This is a genomic window from Thiothrix nivea DSM 5205 (assembly GCF_000260135.1).
Taxonomy (GTDB): domain Bacteria; phylum Pseudomonadota; class Gammaproteobacteria; order Thiotrichales; family Thiotrichaceae; genus Thiothrix; species Thiothrix nivea.
In genome coordinates, this window is sequence record NZ_JH651384.1 from 2,983,970 (window position 1) to 3,001,365 (window position 17,396).

The following is a 17,396-nucleotide window of genomic DNA, read 5'->3' on the forward strand; positions in this document are numbered from 1 at the left end:
CTACTCCTTATGCCCGTGTATCGAGTTTGTCAGCGAACACTTCACCAGCATGACCCGCGCCGTGTTCCCCGTGGTAACGCCCGGTATGCAGGCTGGCAGGGCCAAGTTTGGCGAACTTGATCATCAGGTACATCTCCGCCACCAGCAGGATGGTGTAAAACAGCACGAAGCCGGTGATGGAGCCGATCAAATCCCATTCCGTCAGGGTGGATGTGCCGAGGAAGGTCGGCAGCACTTCACCAATCGCCCACGGCTGGCGACCGTATTCCGCCACGAACCAGCCGGATTCAATTGCAATCCATGGCAACGGCAGGCTGTAGAACGCCAGCCGCATTAGCCACGGCTTGCTGCACGCGGTCTTTTTCGCGGTGTAATAGAAGGCCATCGCAAACAGCACCAGCATCAGGAAACCAGCGCCCACCATGATGCGGAACGTCCAGAACAGCGGCGCTACCGTTGGCACGGTGTCTTGTGCCGCCTGCTTGATCTGTGCTTCGGTAGCATCCACCACGTTCGGGGTGTAACGCTTCAGTAGCAAGCTGTAACCGAGGTCAGCTTTCAACTGGTTGAAACTTTCTTTATCAGCATCGGAAGCTGTGCCACTGCGCATCTTGGTGAACAACCCGTAAGCCTGTATGCCCCGGCGGATACGTTGCTCGTTTTCCGCCACCAGATCGTTGATGCCCTTGACTTCCTCGCTGAGGGAACGGGTCGCAATCAGACCCAGCGCCCACGGGATTTTGACCTCAAAGCTGTTGCTGCCGGTTTCCTGATCCGGGAAGGCAATCAGGTTGAAACCAGCGGGGGCTGGGTGGGTTTCCCATTCAGCCTCGATGGCGGCCAGCTTCATTTTTTGCACGTCGCCCGCTTCGTAACCACTTTCGTCACCCAGCAGGATAACCGAGAGGATAGCGGCGAAACCGAAACCTGCTGCTACCGCAAACGAACGGCGGGCAAACCCAAGGTCGCGCCCCTTGAGGATGTACCAGGCGCTGATGGAGAGTACGAACATCGCCCCGGTGACATAACCTGCCGCCACGGTATGCACGAACTTGACCTGTGCCACCGGGTTGAGCAGCACGGCGGCGAAATCCACCATTTCCATGCGCATGGTTTCATAGCTGAATTCGGAGCCGACCGGGTTTTGCATCCAGCCGTTGGCGATCAGTATCCACAATGCGGACAGGTTCGTGCCAATCGCCATCAGCCACGTTACCACCAGATGCGCGGTCTTGCTCAGACGATCCCAACCGAAGAAAAACAGGCCGACGAAAGTGGACTCCAGGAAAAAGGCCATCAAGCCTTCAATCGCCAGCGGCGCGCCGAACACATCACCGACGTAATGCGAGTAGTAAGCCCAGTTGGTGCCGAACTGGAATTCCATGGTCAAACCGGTGGTGACGCCCAAGGCAAAGTTGATGCCGAATAATTTGCCCCAGAATTTCACCATGTCCTTGTAGACCTGCTTGCCGGTCATCACGTACACGGATTCCATGATGGCCAGCATGAAAGTCATGCCCAAGGTCAGTGGGACAAACAGGAAATGGTAAAGGGCGGTGACGGCGAATTGCCACCGCGACAGTTCGACGACTGCATCGCTGATCATGCGGCCTCCCGGAAATTGCGATAGTGAAAAAAATTCAGGGACGGCTCTGGGGGAGCGCGTCCCTGAGGGACTTATGGAAAACCGCAGAAATTCCACGTCTGCGACTCGCCGGGAGTGTTATGGCAATATCCATGCCATATAACTAAATGCTTATATTTCAGTAATATGCTAATTTTCGTATCTGTACCAGATTGCGATATGGCTCACTGAAGTGTGTAGTTTCACCGGGCGTGGAAAATAAAAGGGGCGCAACTGCAATAGCTGCGCCCCGGCAAGGCTCATAGGTGGCGTAGGGAAAAGAGGCTTATTTTTGTATTGGCCACGATGTTTAGAACTTAATGTCGGCGGATATAAGGCAATTCCCATGCCAACCTTCAAGTACCTGTTTTTCAGTGGTTTCAGTTTGCGTCTGGCATAAGCCACTGTGGGAAATGCCTTGCCTGATGCGTGTTTTGCCCCTGTCAGGCCAGTGCGTGTTTCTTCAGCCGGTAGTTGAGCGCGTCGCGGCTGATGCCCAGCAGGCGTGCGGCCTGGGTTTTGTTGTTGCGGGTACGTTCCAGCGCCTGGATCAGCAGGTGGCGTTCCATTTCCTCAAGGTTGATGCCATTTTCCGGCAGTTTGAACGGGTTGTTGGCAGTATCGGTTGGAACAGGGTGGCGCAGGGCGTGAAGCAGGTCGTCAGGCTGGATGTTTTGCCCACTTTTGAGGATGCTCAACTGTTCACACAGGTTGCGCAGTTCGCGCACGTTGCCCGGCCAGCGGTATTCCAGCAGTAAGCTCATGGCGTCTTGGCCCATTATGCTGACCGGCTGGCGATGCTGATCCGCAAACTGGGTGAGGAAATACCTGAGCAATTGGCCAATGTCTTCCTTGCGCTGGTATAGCGGCGGCAACGCCAGCGGGATGACGTTGATGCGGTGGAACAGATCCCCCCTGAATGTTCCTTCCGCCACCATGCCTGCCAGATCGCAGTGCGTGGCCGCCAGTACCCGCACGTTTACCCGTTGGGGGCGCGTCTTGCCAACCGGCAGGATTTCGCCGGATTCCAGGAAACGCAATAGCTTGGGTTGCAGTGCCAGTGGCAGTTCGCCGATTTCATCCAGAAACAGGGTTCCGCCATCCGCTGACGCTATCAGGCCAGGATTGTTGTCGGTTGCACCAGTGAAAGCGCCTTTGGTATGGCCGAACAGCAATGATTCGGCCAGGGTGTTGGGCAGGGTGGCGCAATTGACCGTGATGAAGGCTTGTTGCTGGCGTGGGCTGGCGGCGTGAATGGCGCGGGCAATCCGTTCCTTGCCGGTTCCCGATTCACCAAGAATAAGGACGCAGGCATCCGTCCGCGCGACCTGCATGGCGGCGCGCAGCACTTCCCGCATGGTTGGCGAGTTGCTGGAGAGTTGTTCTGGTTCCATACCCTAAAGCGCAATGTCCAAAAATAAAGGGACGGCTCTGGGGGGGCGCGTCCCTTGGAGGGACTTTGAGATTGAGCCGGAAACACTTCCACGCTATTTCCAGCTTGACGGTGCTTCAGCAAATTGTATGCCATGTGTGGAAATGTCTGATTTTCCAAGCTAAAGCGGAGAGGAGTGTGGGCGGCAGTGTGTTATTTGGCTGTCAATGTGTGTGTTTTCACGCTGCCGTTTACAGGCGGAAAGCCCTGATGGGATTTGCCGACACTGCGCCTGTGCTAAACTGTTTCCCATCAGTAGCGGCACAGGCGGATGGCCGGATGAAAATCCCTTACGGTATCAGCAATTTCAAAGACCTGATTACAGGTGGTTATGTGTATATCGACAAAACCGCCTATATCGCCAAGCTGGAAGACTCGGGCAGATACCACATCTTGCTGCGCCCGCGACGCTTCGGGAAAAGTTTGCTGCTATCCAGCTTGTGGCACTATTATGACGTGCGCTATCAGAATGAGTTTGAAGCGATCTTCGGCAAGCTCCGCATAGGCCAGCACCCCACCCCCCTCAAAAGCCGTTACCAAGTGCTATTCATGGAGTTCAGCGGCATTTCGACGGAAAGCCACGAAGCCATTTACCGCGCCTTCAACACCACGGTGCGGACGGCGCTGCAAAGTTTCCTGCTCAAGTACCAGTACCCGCAAGCCGTCATTGATGAGGTCAACCGGCAGGAATCCCCGCACGAAAAAATGCGTACCTTTTTCGAGGCCATGCAAGTGCAAGAGCAAAAAATCCTGCTGCTGATCGACGAATACGACCATTTTGCCAACAGCATTCTGGCGGATGACCTCAAGCTGTTCCAGCACATTGTCGGCAAAGGCGGTTTTGTCCGCAGTTTTTACGAAACCCTCAAGACTGCCACCCTGACCGGGGTCATTGACCGGATGTTCATCACCGGGGTCACGCCAGTCATGCTCGACAGCATGACCAGCGGGTTTAATATCGGTGAAAACATTTCCCTTGATGAAGCCTTCAATAGTGCGGTGGGTTTCACCAAGGCGGAAACGGCAAGCCTGTTGCAGCCCTTGGCGGAAGCCTGCCAACTGGATGCCCCGGCGCTCATGGCGGACATCACCGCCTGGTACAATGGCTACCGCTTCCACATCCATGCCCCTGAAACCGTCTATAACGCGGACATGGTGCTGTATTTCGTCAAGGGTTTTGACTTTCAGCGTTGCCGTTACCCCAAGTACATGCTGAATGAAAATATCGCTTCCGACTACGGCAAAATTCTGGGCATGTTCAGCATTGGCGACCGTGACGCCAACTTTGCGGTGCTGGATGAGCTTATCAGCACCGGCACTGTAACCGCCCAGCAACGCCGCAAGTTTGACTTTGAAAAAGGCTTTGACCGCGACGATTTCATCAGTCTGCTGGCGTACATGGGCTTTGTCACCTTGCAGGATGAATCCCCCTTCGGCGAAGTGTTCACCATACCCAACCACGTTATCCGCGAGTTGTACTACCAGTATTTCAAGGTGGAACTGGAGCGCCGCAACCAGATCACCATTTCCACCCAGGACTTGCGTTTGGCATTGGAAGCCTTGGCGATGCGTGATGACTTCCAGCCGCTGGCGGATGAAATGGCGCGGGCGATGCAGGCGCTTTCCAACCGCGATGCGATGGGCATGGATGAAAAGCACCTCAAGGTATTGCTGTTGACCTTGCTGTACCAAGTACCGGTGTATTTCATCCACAGCGAGCGCGAAATGAACCGCGCCTACCCCGACATCCTGTTGCTGGAGCGCAACCCGATTTCTTTGCCGCACCAACATTTGATTGAGCTGAAATACAGTAAAAAAGCCGATGGTGATAAAGGCTGGGAAAGCAAGCGCGCAGACGGCATCCGGCAGGTGCAAGGCTATTTGCAGTTGCCCGCGATTGCCGCCTTACCCAAACTCAGCGCGTGGCTACTGGTCAGTGATGGGGTGGGGGTGGAAGTGGTGAAGGTGCAGTGAAATTGCGGCCAAAAAAGCACTGGGTTAATAAATATTCTCCATGTGTGGTTTATACTGACCCAAATTTTAACGGTAATGTTAATCATGGAATTTCTGCAAGCCAATCTGGATTATCTGGTGCTGGGCACGCTCGGCTTCATGAGCTTTGTGATGCTGGCGCTGGTGATTGAGCGCTATTTCTACCTGAGCCGCGTCAAGGTGCAGCAGTTCGACCACATCGAAACCTTGAAAATCGACCTGACCCGTAACCTCACCACCCTTTCCAGCATCGGCTCGAACGCGCCGTATGTGGGGCTGTTGGGAACGGTGCTGGGGATTCTGGTGACGTTTTACACCATGGGGCAGGGCGGCAAAATCGAAGTCCACAGCATCATGCTGGGGTTGGCGCTGGCGTTGAAAGCGACGGCGGCAGGCTTGCTGGTGGCGATTCCGGCGATCATGTTTTACAACGCACTGCTGCGCAAGGTGGAAGTGCAGGTCGCCCGCTGGCAGGCGTGGAAGGATGGCGGCAATCCATGAAACGTTTCGACCAGATCAACATGATTCCCTTTATCGACATCATGCTGGTGCTGCTGGCAATTGTGCTGACCACGGCCTCATTCATCTCGCAGGGGCTGATCCCGGTGGATTTGCCCAAATCAGAACAGGCAGAACAGGCCGGGGGCGATGAAATGACGGTGGAAATTGCCATCAATGCGCACAACCAGATGTTCTTCGACGGCGAGCCGGTTACAGCGGAAACCTTGCCGGAAAAACTTGCGCCCCATGCCAGCCATGCTGCCACCATGCCAGTCATCCTGCGGGTGGACAAAGCTGCCGCGTTCGAGCATTTCATCAGCGTGGTGGATGTGCTGAAGGCGGGGCATTTCGACAAGCTGTCGATCCAGACCGAGCAGGTACAGTGAAATACCATCTGACTGGTTTTGGGGTATCCGCTTTGGTGCATGTTAGCGTGCTGCTGGCCAGCCTGCCGTTGCTGCTGTGGCAGGACAGGCTGGGGCAAGTGGAAAAACCACAACCCGTGCAGTTGTCACTGGCGCAATTCGTGCCCACTCCCCCACCGCCTACTGAACCACCCGCCTCCCCACCCGTAGCAGAACCGCCACCCAAACCGGTCGAACAGCCCAAACCAGAACCCAAGCCGGTCGAACAACCCAAGCCTAAGCTGGTTAAGAAACCCAAGGCGGAAAAAAAGCCGGTCGAGAAGCCGCCAACTGCTCCCAAAGCCAAGCCGCAGCCGCCCAAACCACAGCCCGTTTCCAGGCCAGCGCCGCCACCGGCTCCGGCTACGCCAGCTGTATCCCGCCCTGTTGCGCCACCTGCCCCTAAAGCTACGCCACCCGCGCAGGCAGCTGACAACAAAGCGGCGGAAGCGGCTTACAAAGCCCGCCTGCAAAACCTGATTGCATCACGCAAGCAATACCCGCGTATGGCGGAAAAGGCTGAGGTGGAAGGTTCGGTGGTAGTGTCTTTCACGGTACTACCGAATGGGACGATTTCTGGTGCACGGGTGGCGAAAAGCTCCAGCAACAACTGGCTGGACAAGGCAGCAGTGCAGGCGGTGAATGCCACTTCGGGCGCATCGCCATTCCCACCGGAAATCCGCAAGGCGCAGTGGACGTTTAGCTTGACGGTGAATTTCAGGCTGGAGTGATTGTCAGGATAAAAAATGCGGGCCGAAGCCCGCACCGGATCGCATCACCTGAAGAGAGGCAGGTATGTTTCAGGCGACTTCACAAAGTGGGTGACGCGCTGCCGGTTGGGCGGGGCGGTCACGTTTCAATAGCCCGGAAATGATGTCCAGGCCGATTTCATCGCGGTATTGCAACAACCAGCGGCGGGTTTCCTTGCTGACATGGCTGCTGACCACAAAGCCGGTCGCGCCATAGTTGCGGCTGACCAGCGCTTGCAGCAGCAGGCAACGCTTTTCCCCCAGACCTTCCACGCACGGCAGCAACGACAGCTTGATCTGGCGGGCGGACTGGCATTTGACCTGGCTACGCAGCTTGTGCATGTGCTCGTGGAAATCCGGCTGGCTTTCATCCGCGCCCACCTGCACCAGTAGGCCACCACCGATATTGCTGGCGGTCAGCCATTCGCAGGCTTGGCGCAGGTCGGCGTCCTCCAGTTCCGGGGTGGCTTGCACCGCGACCACGCTATCCCAGTCCTGCAAATGCTGGCGCAGGGTGGGGACATTGAAGCGAATGCTGTTGAACGCCGGGTGCAGGATTTTCTGCAAGGGCTGCACCACGCCACTGGCGTACCAGGTGTCGGCAGTAAGGCTGGGGTCGAAAGCCTGCGCCAGTTCGGCGGCGTCGGCAGGCAGGCGGTAGAAACTGTCAACGCTGACTTCGGCGACCGGGCGGCGTTCCACCGCATCCACCAGTACGATGCGGCCACTCAACTGGGCTGCGCGTTTTTCCGCCGGGGTTAGGGAAAGCGCCAGTGGCAGCGGCCATAAGTAACCGTTGGCCAGCCGGTTGTTGCGCAACACGCTGCTATGGTCGGCTTGATCCAGATAGCCATCCAGGGGAGCCAAGGCTCCGGTCAACAACAGCTCCAGCGTGCTGATTCCATGCTGATCAAGAATTTTGTGCAGAATGCTCATGAGGTTTTCCCTCCGTCAAATATTGCTTGCTGGCCAGTATGCTGCAATGCATAAATAATGAAAAACGATATAATTCGATATGAATATCTGAAAATGAGATAAATTATGAAGCTGTTCCAACTCCGCCTGCTCAAAACCCTGCTCAATAATGGCCTGAATGTGTCGCGCGCCGCCGACCAGCATTACATCGTGCAATCCGCCGTCAGCCGCCAACTGGGCTTGCTGGAAGAGGAGCTGGGAATGCCGCTGTTCGAGCGCAAGGGCAAGCGGCTGGTGGAGCCGACCCCGGTGTGTCAGGCAATTGTGGGCGAACTCGACCGCATCGAGCAGGCGCTGGAAAACATACGTGCCGTGGCCGACGATTACCGCCTACAAACCCGTGGCGAAATCCGCATCGCCACCACCCATACCCAAGCCAAGTATTTCCTGCCGGAAGTGATGCTGGAATTCCGCCAGCGCTACCCCGATGTCGCCATCCATTTCCTGCAAGGCACGCCGGTGGAACTGGTACGGATGCTGCACGACGGCAAGGCCGATATTGCCGTTTGCACCGAGGAGCTGGGGAATGATTCAGCGCTGGACAGCCGCAAATGCTACGACTGGAACCACGGGCTGGTGCTGCCGGACGGGCATCCGCTGGCGGAAGGCGCACTGACCCTGCAACGGATTGCGCAATACCCGGTGCTGACCTACATCTTCGGCTTTACCGGGCGTTCCAAAATCCACGAAACCTTCCGCAGCGCTGGTATGGAACTGGATGTGACCTTCGCCGCCACCGACACCGACGTGATTATCAGCTACGTGCGGCTGGGGCTGGGGGCGGGCATCATCGCCAAGATGGCCTATTCCCACATCCACGACGACGACCTGGTGCTGCGCGACCTGTCGCACTTGTTCCCGGTTTCCACCACCCGCGTGGCGTGGCTGAAAAACAAGTTCCTCAAGCAGTACATCCTCGAAATGGTCGATTTGCTGGTGGAGTACGGGGAAAGCGAAGAGTGGTATGTCTGAACTGAATTCAGGGTATAATCGGCTTATGTTAAGTTTATGGATGGCAGTCATGAGCGCTGCGGACGATTTGCGGAAAGAACTGGAGGGGCAGAAGTTCGCCACCATTCTGGCGGATCCGCCGTGGCAGTTCACCAACCGCACTGGCAAGATGGCTCCCGAGCACCACCGCCTTGCCCGCTACCCCACCATGACGCTGGACGACATCAAAGGTCTGCCTGTCAACGAAGTTGCCGAAGACACGGCACACTTATACCTGTGGGTTCCCAATGCGCTACTGGCTGAAGGGTTGGAAGTCATGAATGCATGGGGTTTTACCTACAAAACCAACATCATCTGGTACAAGGTGCGCAAGGATGGTGGCCCTGACCGGCGCGGTGTCGGTTTCTATTTTCGTAACGTTACCGAAATCATCCTGTTCGGTGTGCGCGGGAAAAATGCCCGTACCCTGCAACCAGGCAGAACCCAGCCCAATATCATTACCTCACAAAAGCGTGAACACAGCCGCAAGCCAGATGAGCAATACCCGGTTATTGAAGAATGCAGTTGGGGGCCATTTCTGGAGCTGTTTGGGCGTGGAGGGCGCAAAGGCTGGACGACTTGGGGCAACCAGTCCGAAACCTACAAGCCTGACTGGCCGACTTATTCCAACCATTCCCAAGCTGATGTTGCTGGCAGTGAACAGCAAGAATTATTCTGAATCAAAGGTTCCCACATGAAACACGTATTGGCAGGCAGCCTGTTCGCGTTGTCGCTGGCTGTTGTCGGCTGTGACCAGACTCCCCAGCATCCCGAAGATTTACCTTGGCAAATCACCGTCACGCCGGATGGCCACCCGCAGGTGTTCAAGCTGGAAATCGGCAAATCCACCCTCAGGGGTGTGATCGAGCACTTGCGCAGCTTCCCGGAAATGGCGGTGTTTTCGCACGAAAGCGGCAAGCGCACCCTGGAAGCCTACTTCGGCACCCAACGCATTGGCCTATTTGATGCCAAAATCGTCGCCGAACTACAGGCCGATGACGCCATGCTGGACAAGTTCCAGAATGAGGCTGGCAAACCTGAAGGCATGGCCAGTGGCCAGTGGAAATACCCGTTATCCGAAACCAGCCTGAAAGCGGCGGATGCTTTGCCAGTGCGCAAGCTGGTCTACATGCCCTCGATCAACTATGAGCCGGATATTGTCACGGCGCGTTTCGGCGAGCCTACCGAACGCTTGCCAGCGCAAAAAGACGGCGTGGAATTCTGGCTCTACCCGCAGAAAGGGTTGGCGATCGTGATGAATAATGACGGTGGCGAAATCCTCTATTACACTGATCGACAGAACTATGCAGCACTGAAGCAGGAATTGCTGGAGACGAAACCGAAGAATGCCAACTAATACCCGCGACCTTCCATGGTGGCAAGCCAAACCGCTGGCCGAGATGACCCTCGACGAATGGGAAAGCCTGTGCGACCACTGCGCCAAATGCTGCCTGATCAAGCTGGAAGACGAGGAAGACGGCACGGTCTATTACACCGACGTAGCCTGTGACCTGCTGGACGGGGAAACCTGCCAGTGCAAGGATTACCGCAACCGCGAAACCCTGGTTCCCGATTGCCTGCGCCTGACGCCCGACAACCTTGACCAGCTTTACTGGATGCCGCCGAGTTGCGCCTACCGTTTGCTGCACGAAGGCAAAAACCTGCCAGCCTGGCATCATCTGGTATCCGGCGACAAGGAAAGCATCCAGCGCACCAAACAGTCCATCGCCGGGCGTTTCGTCTACGCATCCGCCGTGGATGAAGCACACTGGGAGGAGCATGTCGTCACATGGCCGCTGAAGCGGAAACTGTAAGCCAACGTATCGACAAGTGGTTATGGGCAGCGCGCTTTTTCAAGACCCGCCCGTTGGCCGTTGAGGCTGTCGAGGGTGGGCATGTCCACGTCAACAAGGAACGGGTGAAACCGTCACGGAATGTGCGCCCTGGTGATGAAATCCGTATTACCAAGGGTTTTGAAACCTGGGTGGTGACGGTCAGGGGGGTGAATGCGCAACGCCGCCCTGCCACTGAAGCCCGTTTGTTGTATGAGGAATCCGAACACCACCGCGAGCAACGCGAAGCTGTGATTGAGGAGCGGCGGCTGCACGGTGTCAATATCCGGGTAAAGAAGCCGGACAAGCGCGAACGCCGCCTGATTGAGCAGATGAAGAAACATTGGTAATGCCATAAAGGGGTGGCTGATAATATAACAAAACGGTAGAACTTTGACTTGGCGCAGGTTGTCGCTGTGTTTTGCTTGTTTTTAACTCCATTTCTTTGGAGACACTGCCTTGTACCTTCTATAGAATAAACAATCATTAATATTATTAATAAAAATATGGCGCGTTAACGCATGAGTGTTTCGCATGGTGGGTTCTGGCCATTCAGTGCCCACTAATCAGGCAAGGCCGCTTTGCCAACTGTCCGCTTCCAAGAGAATAATACCAATGTTTAATAGAAGCCGGGGTGTTGCGCCCAAACCGCAACAAAAACACGCAGCAGCCTCTGGTTCCAACCCAGATCATCGCACCACAGGGTACAAACCATTACTGACCCGCCCTACTTTATCCGCACGCCTCCATGCGTTTTTTGCCCGGAAAGACCAACACAACCCTGGTATCCGCTCACTGGTTATCGGTGTTTGGTTACGCTCCCTGGTCGGCCTGACCTTGATTGCCATTTTGGCTACTTCCACCTATTTCATTATCCATTCGATGCTAACCATCAATGAAAGTAGTGGCACTATCGTCAATATCAGCGGGCGTCAGCGGATGCTGTCACAACGTGGCGCACTGTTCGCTTTGGAACTGGCCTCCTCGGAAAAGCAGGCAGCGCAGGAGAATGCCCGTGAAGAGCTGCAAAAAGTCGTCGACCTGATGCTCAGCTCCCACTTGGGGCTGACTCAGGGCAGCCAGGAAATGGGCTTGCCGGACACGATGTCTGAGACCATGCGCAAGCTGTATTTTGGGAAACCTGACCAACTGGACAGCCAGGTAAAGCGCTATCTTGATGAAATCAATGCGCTGATCCGTGACAGCCGCACGGGTACAGTCAATTATAGCAACCCACACCTGCAATACATCCTGACAGCAGCTCCCGATCGTTTGCTGAAAACCCTAAATGCAGCTGTCAAACAGTATGAAACCGAAGCCGGGGAGCAAATACAAAACGCTATCCGTTACGAAATGCTGGTGTATCTGGTGACGCTACTCACCTTGCTGCTGGAAGCCCTGCTGATCTACCGCCCATTGGTGAACCGTGTCAGGTCTACAACTGAAAATCTGGTACGCCAGCAGGAATTCAGTGATAGCGTCATCAATACCTCACAGGCGCTCATTATTGGTCTGGACAAGCAAGGCAAGGTTTCCCTGTTCAACGCTTACAGTCAAGCCCTTAGTGGCTACCATGAAGACGCCGTGATCGGGCGTGACTTCCTTGATACATTTATTCCACCTGACAAACGTCAGCAAATGCGGGAGCTGCACGCCAACCTGTTTACCGATAAAAGCAGCCAGCGCTTTGAGGCACCACTCCTGACCGTCAACGGCAAGACCTTGATCGTAGAATGGTCAAAGACCAGCCTGTTTGACCCGGTTACCCGACAGCCTACGCTCCTGCTGGCGACCGGGATCGACATTACCCTACGCAAAAAAACCGAATTCGCCCTCAAGGCGGCATTGAAACAAACCAAGGCACTCAGCGCACGCTTACGGGAAGAGGTTGCCCATGCCGCCGTGCTGCAACGGGCACTATTGCCCCCGCCGGACATCACCCTGCCTGGCTTGCAAGGTCTGGCCTGCCTGACCACTTCGACCGAAGTTGGGGGCGATTATTATGACTATTATGCGGTGGGTGACTACTACTCCGTTTTCCTGGTTGGCGATGTCAGTGGCCACGGAGTGGCCGCAGGTACGCTGGTCAGCGCAGCCAAAATGGGCGTACACCAGCTAGCCAGCCGGGGGGAAACCGACCCCGCGCTCATGTTGGAACACCTTAACGCTGCCCTGCTGACTGCCAGCCATGAAAGCATGTTCATGACCATGGTCTGTTGTTGCCTGGACAGCCGTACCGGAAACTTGCGGGTGGCCAATGCCGGTCATGCCTTCCCTTACCTGTGGATGGCTGCCGAACAGGAATGGGGCATGATCGAAGCTGAAGGTTTGCCATTGGGGCGCGTGCAATTACCCCAATACACTACCCAGTCATTTGATATGGAACCTGGCGACCGCCTGTTCCTGTATACCGACGGCATTCTGGAAGAAGAAAATGTATCCGCTGAAGCCTTTGGTTATGAACGCCTGGAGGGGCTGTTGTATGAAACGGGCAACTCCCCTTTGCAGCAGGCGCATGAGACCTTGTTTAACAGTTTGAAGGCATTCTCCGGGCAAGAACATTTCCATGACGACGTTACCCTGATGATGGTTGAGCATACCGAACGGGTAACGGCTATAGCGGTGGAAGAGCCTGTGGGTCTGCAAGCTGTCGCCAGTCAGGAGCTAAGGCAAATTGACGCTGCCACGCTGTTGGGGCAGCCTGGCGCACTGGCTGAGCATACAGCCCGCCAGTACGTGGTGTTGACCTGTCACGAAGGGCAGGTGGATGACCTGCTGATTCCGATGTGCCGCTTCGGTATCCGCCGCATCCTGCCGGAAGACCAGCCATTCCTGCGTGAACTCGGCTGGCAGAACCTGTTGCGGCAACACCAGTTGACGCTGACTGACGACATCTACCAGTGGCTGCCCAACCCCGCCCTACATCGCGAATGGGTACTGCATCATAGCGATGACAAGGCTTTCATCATTCAGGAAATTGGCTCACTGTTGGCCGAATCCGCGCAAGTGCCGGAGGAGGTGCAGGATGTTGTCCTGTTGATGTCAGACGAGTTACTGGAAAACAGCCTTTATGGTGCGCCCCGCAATGACCAGGGCGCTCCCCGTTTCGTTAAGGGTGGCAGGCGTCAGGTTGGGGCGGAAGAGGGTATCCGCATCACCTTGTCGCAGGATACTTCACGTCTGGGGCTGATGGTCACTGACCATTGGGGAACGCTGACACCTTCGACTTTCCTCAACCGTTTGTTCCTGAACGCTGCGCACCAAGGCATTGAGGCAGGTGTAGGCGGTGCGGGCATGTACCTGATGTGGCGTACATGCGACTACTTGCAAATCCGTGTGCTGCCGAACCGCAAAACCCAGGTCACGCTGTTGTGGTCATTGGCGCATCTGCCTGACCCTGAAACCGATAGCGGCTTCCAGTTCCTGTATCATAATGACCTGGACGAGCGGGTTGCCAATGATGAGCTGAACCAGTTTGAGACCAACCACGGCGATGACAAGCAAGCAACAATAAAGGGTAATGAAAATGAATATGAAAGCGAATACGAATATGCATGAGGTCGCCCACGTACAGATTACATCCAGTATTGACCCGGAAAAGCAAAGCTACACCTTGCTGCTTTCCGGTGAAATTGATGTCACGGCGGCTGAAGCTTTTGCCATCTTGCCCCCGGAACCTCCCCAGCCCTGGGTCATTCTGGATTTTGCCCACGTTGGCAAGGTCAACTCCATGGGCCTGGCCCAGTTGATGCGCCTGCTGGAAAGCTGGAAAAATTTGGGGGTACGGCTGGAAGCCAGAAACCTGAACCGCATGGTCAGCATGTTATTCAAGATGACCGGCATGAGCCGCTATTTCGGGGCGCAGGCAGGTGACGATACACCCGGAGCCAATTTTGCCAATATCAGTAGCGCCACCGGGCGACCCGCGCGTGTAGCTGCTACAGAATCCGCCAGATCCCGCCTTAACCGCCCCAAGTTGCGCAGGGTGGCGCGTGCGGGGGCGCAAGCTGCCGAGCCTGTGGCTCCACCTGCCGATAACAAGATGACATTTTCCATCAGCCTGCAAGGGAACCAGCAACTTGGTGGGTGGTATCTGCTGAATATCCTGTTGCAACGCCAGCTCAACCGCCCGATTTCAGTCAGTATCAACCAGCTGGATAAGCCCTGTAAATTGCATGACCAAGGGTTGGTGTTTGCCACGCCGTTTGAGGCGTGTTTGCTGATCCTGCGCCACCATTTCATTCCCGTAGCCCAGCCGCTGGATGACACGAATGAAGTGTCCATCGTTTGCCGCCAGGATGCCGCAGGCAAGACTTTGGGCGACTTTGCCGGGGCATCGGTGGTGACAACGACCGAATCCAGTTTCGTATTTCTGTTGGGGCGCTTTTTTTGTGATGAATGTGGGCTGGATTCCGCGCAGTTGCAATATCACTTCACAGGCAATGAAATCACTGCGGTGCGTTCGCTGATAAGTGGGCAGGCCGATATGCTGTTCATGCTGAGCAAAAACTACCATCAGCTTTCCCGTATCAGTAAGGAGGCCACCACCTTACTGGATGAAAGTGAAACGGCGGTTGCGCATCACATGCTGTTACTTGCTCCTGAATACGCCGAGGAGCAAGCGGTGTTGCAGCAGACATTGATGGGCTTGCCGGAAACTGACAAAGGGCAGCAGATCCTGGCTGAATTGGGCATCAAGCGCTGGGAGGCTCCCAAGGAAGATGAAATCAAAATGCTGCTGATGCTCTATCAGCGCTATGTTGGCTTGTGAGGTTGGAATGTGGCTGGTGGATAAGTCTTCCCGGATTCCATCTGGTTTTCGGCCGCCTGTACCTGACGCTAGGCAACGACGGATCATGTTTCTGTGGAAAACCAGACAGGTACAGACGCTGCTTGCCCGACAGGTTTCAAACAGAACCGGCTGTTAAGTGGTCACTCGCCTTTTTTGCCACCCTCTTTTCCTTGTTGCTTTGGCTCATTGGCGAAGTTCCGTACCCATCCCATTGTTACCTGCACGTTGTTATCGCCGGAAACCTGCGGACGGACGTTGACATCCAATGTGTCACCCTCATTCAAGGCATAGGCAACCCCAAGGTCAAGCGCTGTCCGGGTAGTAGCGATACCTCCTTTTTGACCATCTTTCCGGCTGGCTTGGGTCGCACGCCAGTTCAGGCCGCCGCTCAGGGTAACTTTATCATTGACAGCAAAGGCAACCGATGGGCTAAGGATCAGGCTGTTGCCGGGGCGAATCCGGCTATCTGCTACCTCGCGTTTGCCGTTGAGCTGGAATGCACCAGTCATTGACAGCACGATGGGGTCATAAGCCTGATAGGCTGTTGCTCCGATTACCATGGATTCCCCATAGGCAGTATCGCCATCAGCTTGACGTTCGGCTACCTGTACCTCGGCGAACCCCAGTAGTCCGGGTTGGTCGGCATTACCATTCAATTGATGGTTAATGCCAATCCAGGCATCTGCAAAGCGTCCGTCGGTGTCTTCAGTGGCAGTCCCTGTGCTGCTCAAGCTACGTTGCTGGAAACCCAGTAGTGAAGCCCGCCCGTAAACTTCATTGCTCTTGTCGATGCCGTAGCGCAAACCGGCGCTGGCAACCATGGCGTCAACGTTGCTGGAGTTTTCTCCCAGTGCTGTTGGTATCCGGACAAAGCTGGTAGGACCCGTCTGGACAGTGATGGACTCAAGGGCTTCCACACCTTTGCGCTCACTGTTGCTATAGGTGGTGGAAAATTCTATGCGCAGCTTACCTTCATCACTGAGCAGGTCATCGACAGTCAGGGGGAGATCCGCCAGTGCATCTGTGAAAGTGGCGGCTATAAAAGGAAGAAGCAAAAATTTTGTCTGTTTTGTAGGCATTGGGGTGTACCAGATTCAGGGGTTGTTCATAAATGATATTATTCAGGACATTAGCAGGCAATAGCCCTTGTCCTGAAAAATGGTCTGATTATCGGTAGAGGATGTTGCCCTGATTAATTAATTCGCTTGGTTTATTTATAGATAAAAGATAAATAAGAATGGATGCATTCATCTGAATACATTTGGGTGGGTTCTTACATAAGAAGTTTCTAATAAAATAAATAGTTATTCTTTTTTTAATACCGTTTGTCGGTATTTCGGGTAATTCCATGATTTCCTCCTATAGTCTTTTTCAAGTGCGGTTTGTTTAACGCGGCACTTGAAAATAACCTGATGAAAAATGAGTGATTGCATGAATCATTAGGTTCTTATTTATCTTGAAACTTTGTCTTGAGTCATAGGAGTTCATTTTATGAAAACTTTGTTTGCTACCATGATGCTGGCTTCCGCTGTTATTGCTTTCCCTGTTTTTGCCGAAGATACTGCTGTCAGTGAAGTATTGGCTGGCAATGCCGCTGAATTGTCTTCCTCCGAAATGGAAACTACTGAAGGTGCTGGATCTGTTCTCGTTTTATCAGGTGCAAGTAATTCTGTACTAAACGTTGCGGGGGCAGGGTCTTTTGTTGGTAGTAGCCAAGTTGCTGGAGCTACCGGAACAGGTGTTGCGCTCGGTCCTTTCGGTACTACAATTGTGGGTGTTGGAAGCAGTAATACTGGTATTAATGCGGCAGTACTTGGCTCTGGCGTGTTCAGTTCTCAAGGTGCATTTGCTAGTGGTTCCGGTTTTTCATTCTAAAAAACTTGGATAATTGATATTAAAATCCGTTTGTTTTAATAGACGAATGTTGGCTGTATATGCTGTCGGCAATTCAATTTCGGTTTTTTTTATTTTTCAATATTTATTAAATATCAATGATTTGATAATTTTAATGAAACTGAATTTTGAATTGCCGATGGTATAGTCGGCCAATCCGGTCTCAGTCACAACTTGAAACTAGCGGCTGTTAGCTGGTGGCGTGTTTATCA

The 17,396-nt window shown here is 54.5% G+C and carries 16 protein-coding genes; 12 read left to right on the plus strand and 4 right to left on the minus strand.

The features are described 5' to 3' along the window. Nucleotides 1-7: 7 nt before the first annotated feature. Together THINI_RS14930 and THINI_RS14935 are read right to left on the minus strand one after the other, a co-directional pair. Nucleotides 8-1,606, minus strand: coding sequence for a cytochrome ubiquinol oxidase subunit I (locus THINI_RS14930; RefSeq protein ID WP_002709387.1), 1,599 nt, complete (start codon nucleotides 1,604-1,606; stop codon nucleotides 8-10). A gap of 461 nt (nucleotides 1,607-2,067) precedes the next feature. Next, nucleotides 2,068-3,018 carry a sigma-54 interaction domain-containing protein gene (locus THINI_RS14935; protein WP_002709388.1) on the minus strand — a complete coding sequence of 317 codons (951 nt, stop codon included), beginning with the start codon at nucleotides 3,016-3,018 and terminating at the stop codon, nucleotides 2,068-2,070. A 248-nt stretch (nucleotides 3,019-3,266) separates the two neighbouring features. Between THINI_RS14935 and THINI_RS14940 the strand changes: the two genes are divergently transcribed. From THINI_RS14940 to THINI_RS14955, 4 genes are all read left to right on the plus strand, one after another. Then, entirely contained in the window at nucleotides 3,267-5,030 is a 1,764-nt protein-coding gene (locus THINI_RS14940; RefSeq protein WP_002709389.1) for an AAA family ATPase, read from the plus strand. An 84-nt stretch (nucleotides 5,031-5,114) separates the two neighbouring features. Further along, the gene (exbB, locus tag THINI_RS14945) at nucleotides 5,115-5,549 is read left to right on the plus strand and encodes a TonB-system energizer ExbB (protein WP_002709390.1); all 435 of its coding nucleotides are present in this window, start codon (nucleotides 5,115-5,117) and stop codon (nucleotides 5,547-5,549) included. Beyond that, entirely contained in the window at nucleotides 5,546-5,935 is a 390-nt protein-coding gene (gene exbD, locus THINI_RS14950) for a TonB system transport protein ExbD (protein ID WP_002709391.1), read from the plus strand. The genes exbB and exbD overlap by 4 nt, the downstream gene beginning before the upstream one ends. Then, complete coding sequence (locus THINI_RS14955) at nucleotides 5,932-6,684, plus strand: energy transducer TonB (protein WP_002709392.1); 753 nt, start codon at nucleotides 5,932-5,934, stop codon at nucleotides 6,682-6,684. The genes exbD and THINI_RS14955 overlap by 4 nt, the downstream gene beginning before the upstream one ends. A 69-nt stretch (nucleotides 6,685-6,753) precedes the next feature. Here the strand turns inward: THINI_RS14955 and THINI_RS14960 are convergent, their stop codons facing one another. After that, nucleotides 6,754-7,638 (minus strand): bifunctional sulfate adenylyltransferase/adenylylsulfate kinase, encoded by an 885-nt coding sequence (locus THINI_RS14960; RefSeq protein WP_002709393.1) that lies wholly within the window; start codon nucleotides 7,636-7,638, stop codon nucleotides 6,754-6,756. A 105-nt stretch (nucleotides 7,639-7,743) separates the two neighbouring features. On the opposite strand from THINI_RS14960, the gene THINI_RS14965 reads away from it, so the two are divergent. The 7 genes from THINI_RS14965 (at nucleotide 7,744) to THINI_RS15000 (ending at nucleotide 15,270) form a co-directional block, all read left to right on the plus strand. Then, on the plus strand, nucleotides 7,744-8,649 hold the full coding sequence (locus tag THINI_RS14965; protein WP_002709394.1) for a LysR substrate-binding domain-containing protein: 906 nt from the start codon (nucleotides 7,744-7,746) through the stop codon (nucleotides 8,647-8,649). Between the two features lie 49 nt (nucleotides 8,650-8,698). Further along, complete coding sequence (locus THINI_RS14970; RefSeq protein ID WP_002709395.1) at nucleotides 8,699-9,346, plus strand: MT-A70 family methyltransferase; 648 nt, start codon at nucleotides 8,699-8,701, stop codon at nucleotides 9,344-9,346. A 15-nt stretch (nucleotides 9,347-9,361) separates the two neighbouring features. Further along, nucleotides 9,362-10,024, plus strand: coding sequence for a hypothetical protein (locus tag THINI_RS14975; RefSeq protein WP_002709396.1), 663 nt, complete (start codon nucleotides 9,362-9,364; stop codon nucleotides 10,022-10,024). Beyond that, a complete protein-coding gene (locus THINI_RS14980; RefSeq protein WP_002709397.1) occupies nucleotides 10,014-10,481 on the plus strand; it encodes a YcgN family cysteine cluster protein in 468 nt (155 codons plus the stop codon). Before THINI_RS14975 ends, THINI_RS14980 begins: the two co-directional genes overlap by 11 nt. Continuing rightward, nucleotides 10,457-10,849, plus strand: coding sequence for an RNA-binding S4 domain-containing protein (locus THINI_RS14985; RefSeq protein ID WP_002709398.1), 393 nt, complete (start codon nucleotides 10,457-10,459; stop codon nucleotides 10,847-10,849). The genes THINI_RS14980 and THINI_RS14985 overlap by 25 nt, the downstream gene beginning before the upstream one ends. Before the next feature lie 265 nt (nucleotides 10,850-11,114). Further along, nucleotides 11,115-14,057 carry a SpoIIE family protein phosphatase gene (locus THINI_RS23565; protein WP_002709399.1) on the plus strand — a complete coding sequence of 981 codons (2,943 nt, stop codon included), beginning with the start codon at nucleotides 11,115-11,117 and terminating at the stop codon, nucleotides 14,055-14,057. After that, nucleotides 14,032-15,270, plus strand: a complete 1,239-nt coding sequence (locus THINI_RS15000) for a PhnD/SsuA/transferrin family substrate-binding protein (RefSeq protein WP_169314625.1) — start codon at nucleotides 14,032-14,034, stop codon at nucleotides 15,268-15,270. The genes THINI_RS23565 and THINI_RS15000 overlap by 26 nt, the downstream gene beginning before the upstream one ends. A gap of 161 nt (nucleotides 15,271-15,431) precedes the next feature. On the opposite strand, the gene THINI_RS15005 is transcribed toward THINI_RS15000, so the two are convergent. Beyond that, a complete protein-coding gene (locus tag THINI_RS15005) occupies nucleotides 15,432-16,346 on the minus strand; it encodes a transporter (protein ID WP_169314626.1) in 915 nt (304 codons plus the stop codon). A 436-nt stretch (nucleotides 16,347-16,782) separates the two neighbouring features. Between THINI_RS15005 and THINI_RS15010 the strand changes: the two genes are divergently transcribed. After that, entirely contained in the window at nucleotides 16,783-17,166 is a 384-nt protein-coding gene (locus tag THINI_RS15010) for a hypothetical protein (protein WP_002709403.1), read from the plus strand. The last annotated feature ends 230 nt before the right edge of the window (nucleotides 17,167-17,396 follow it).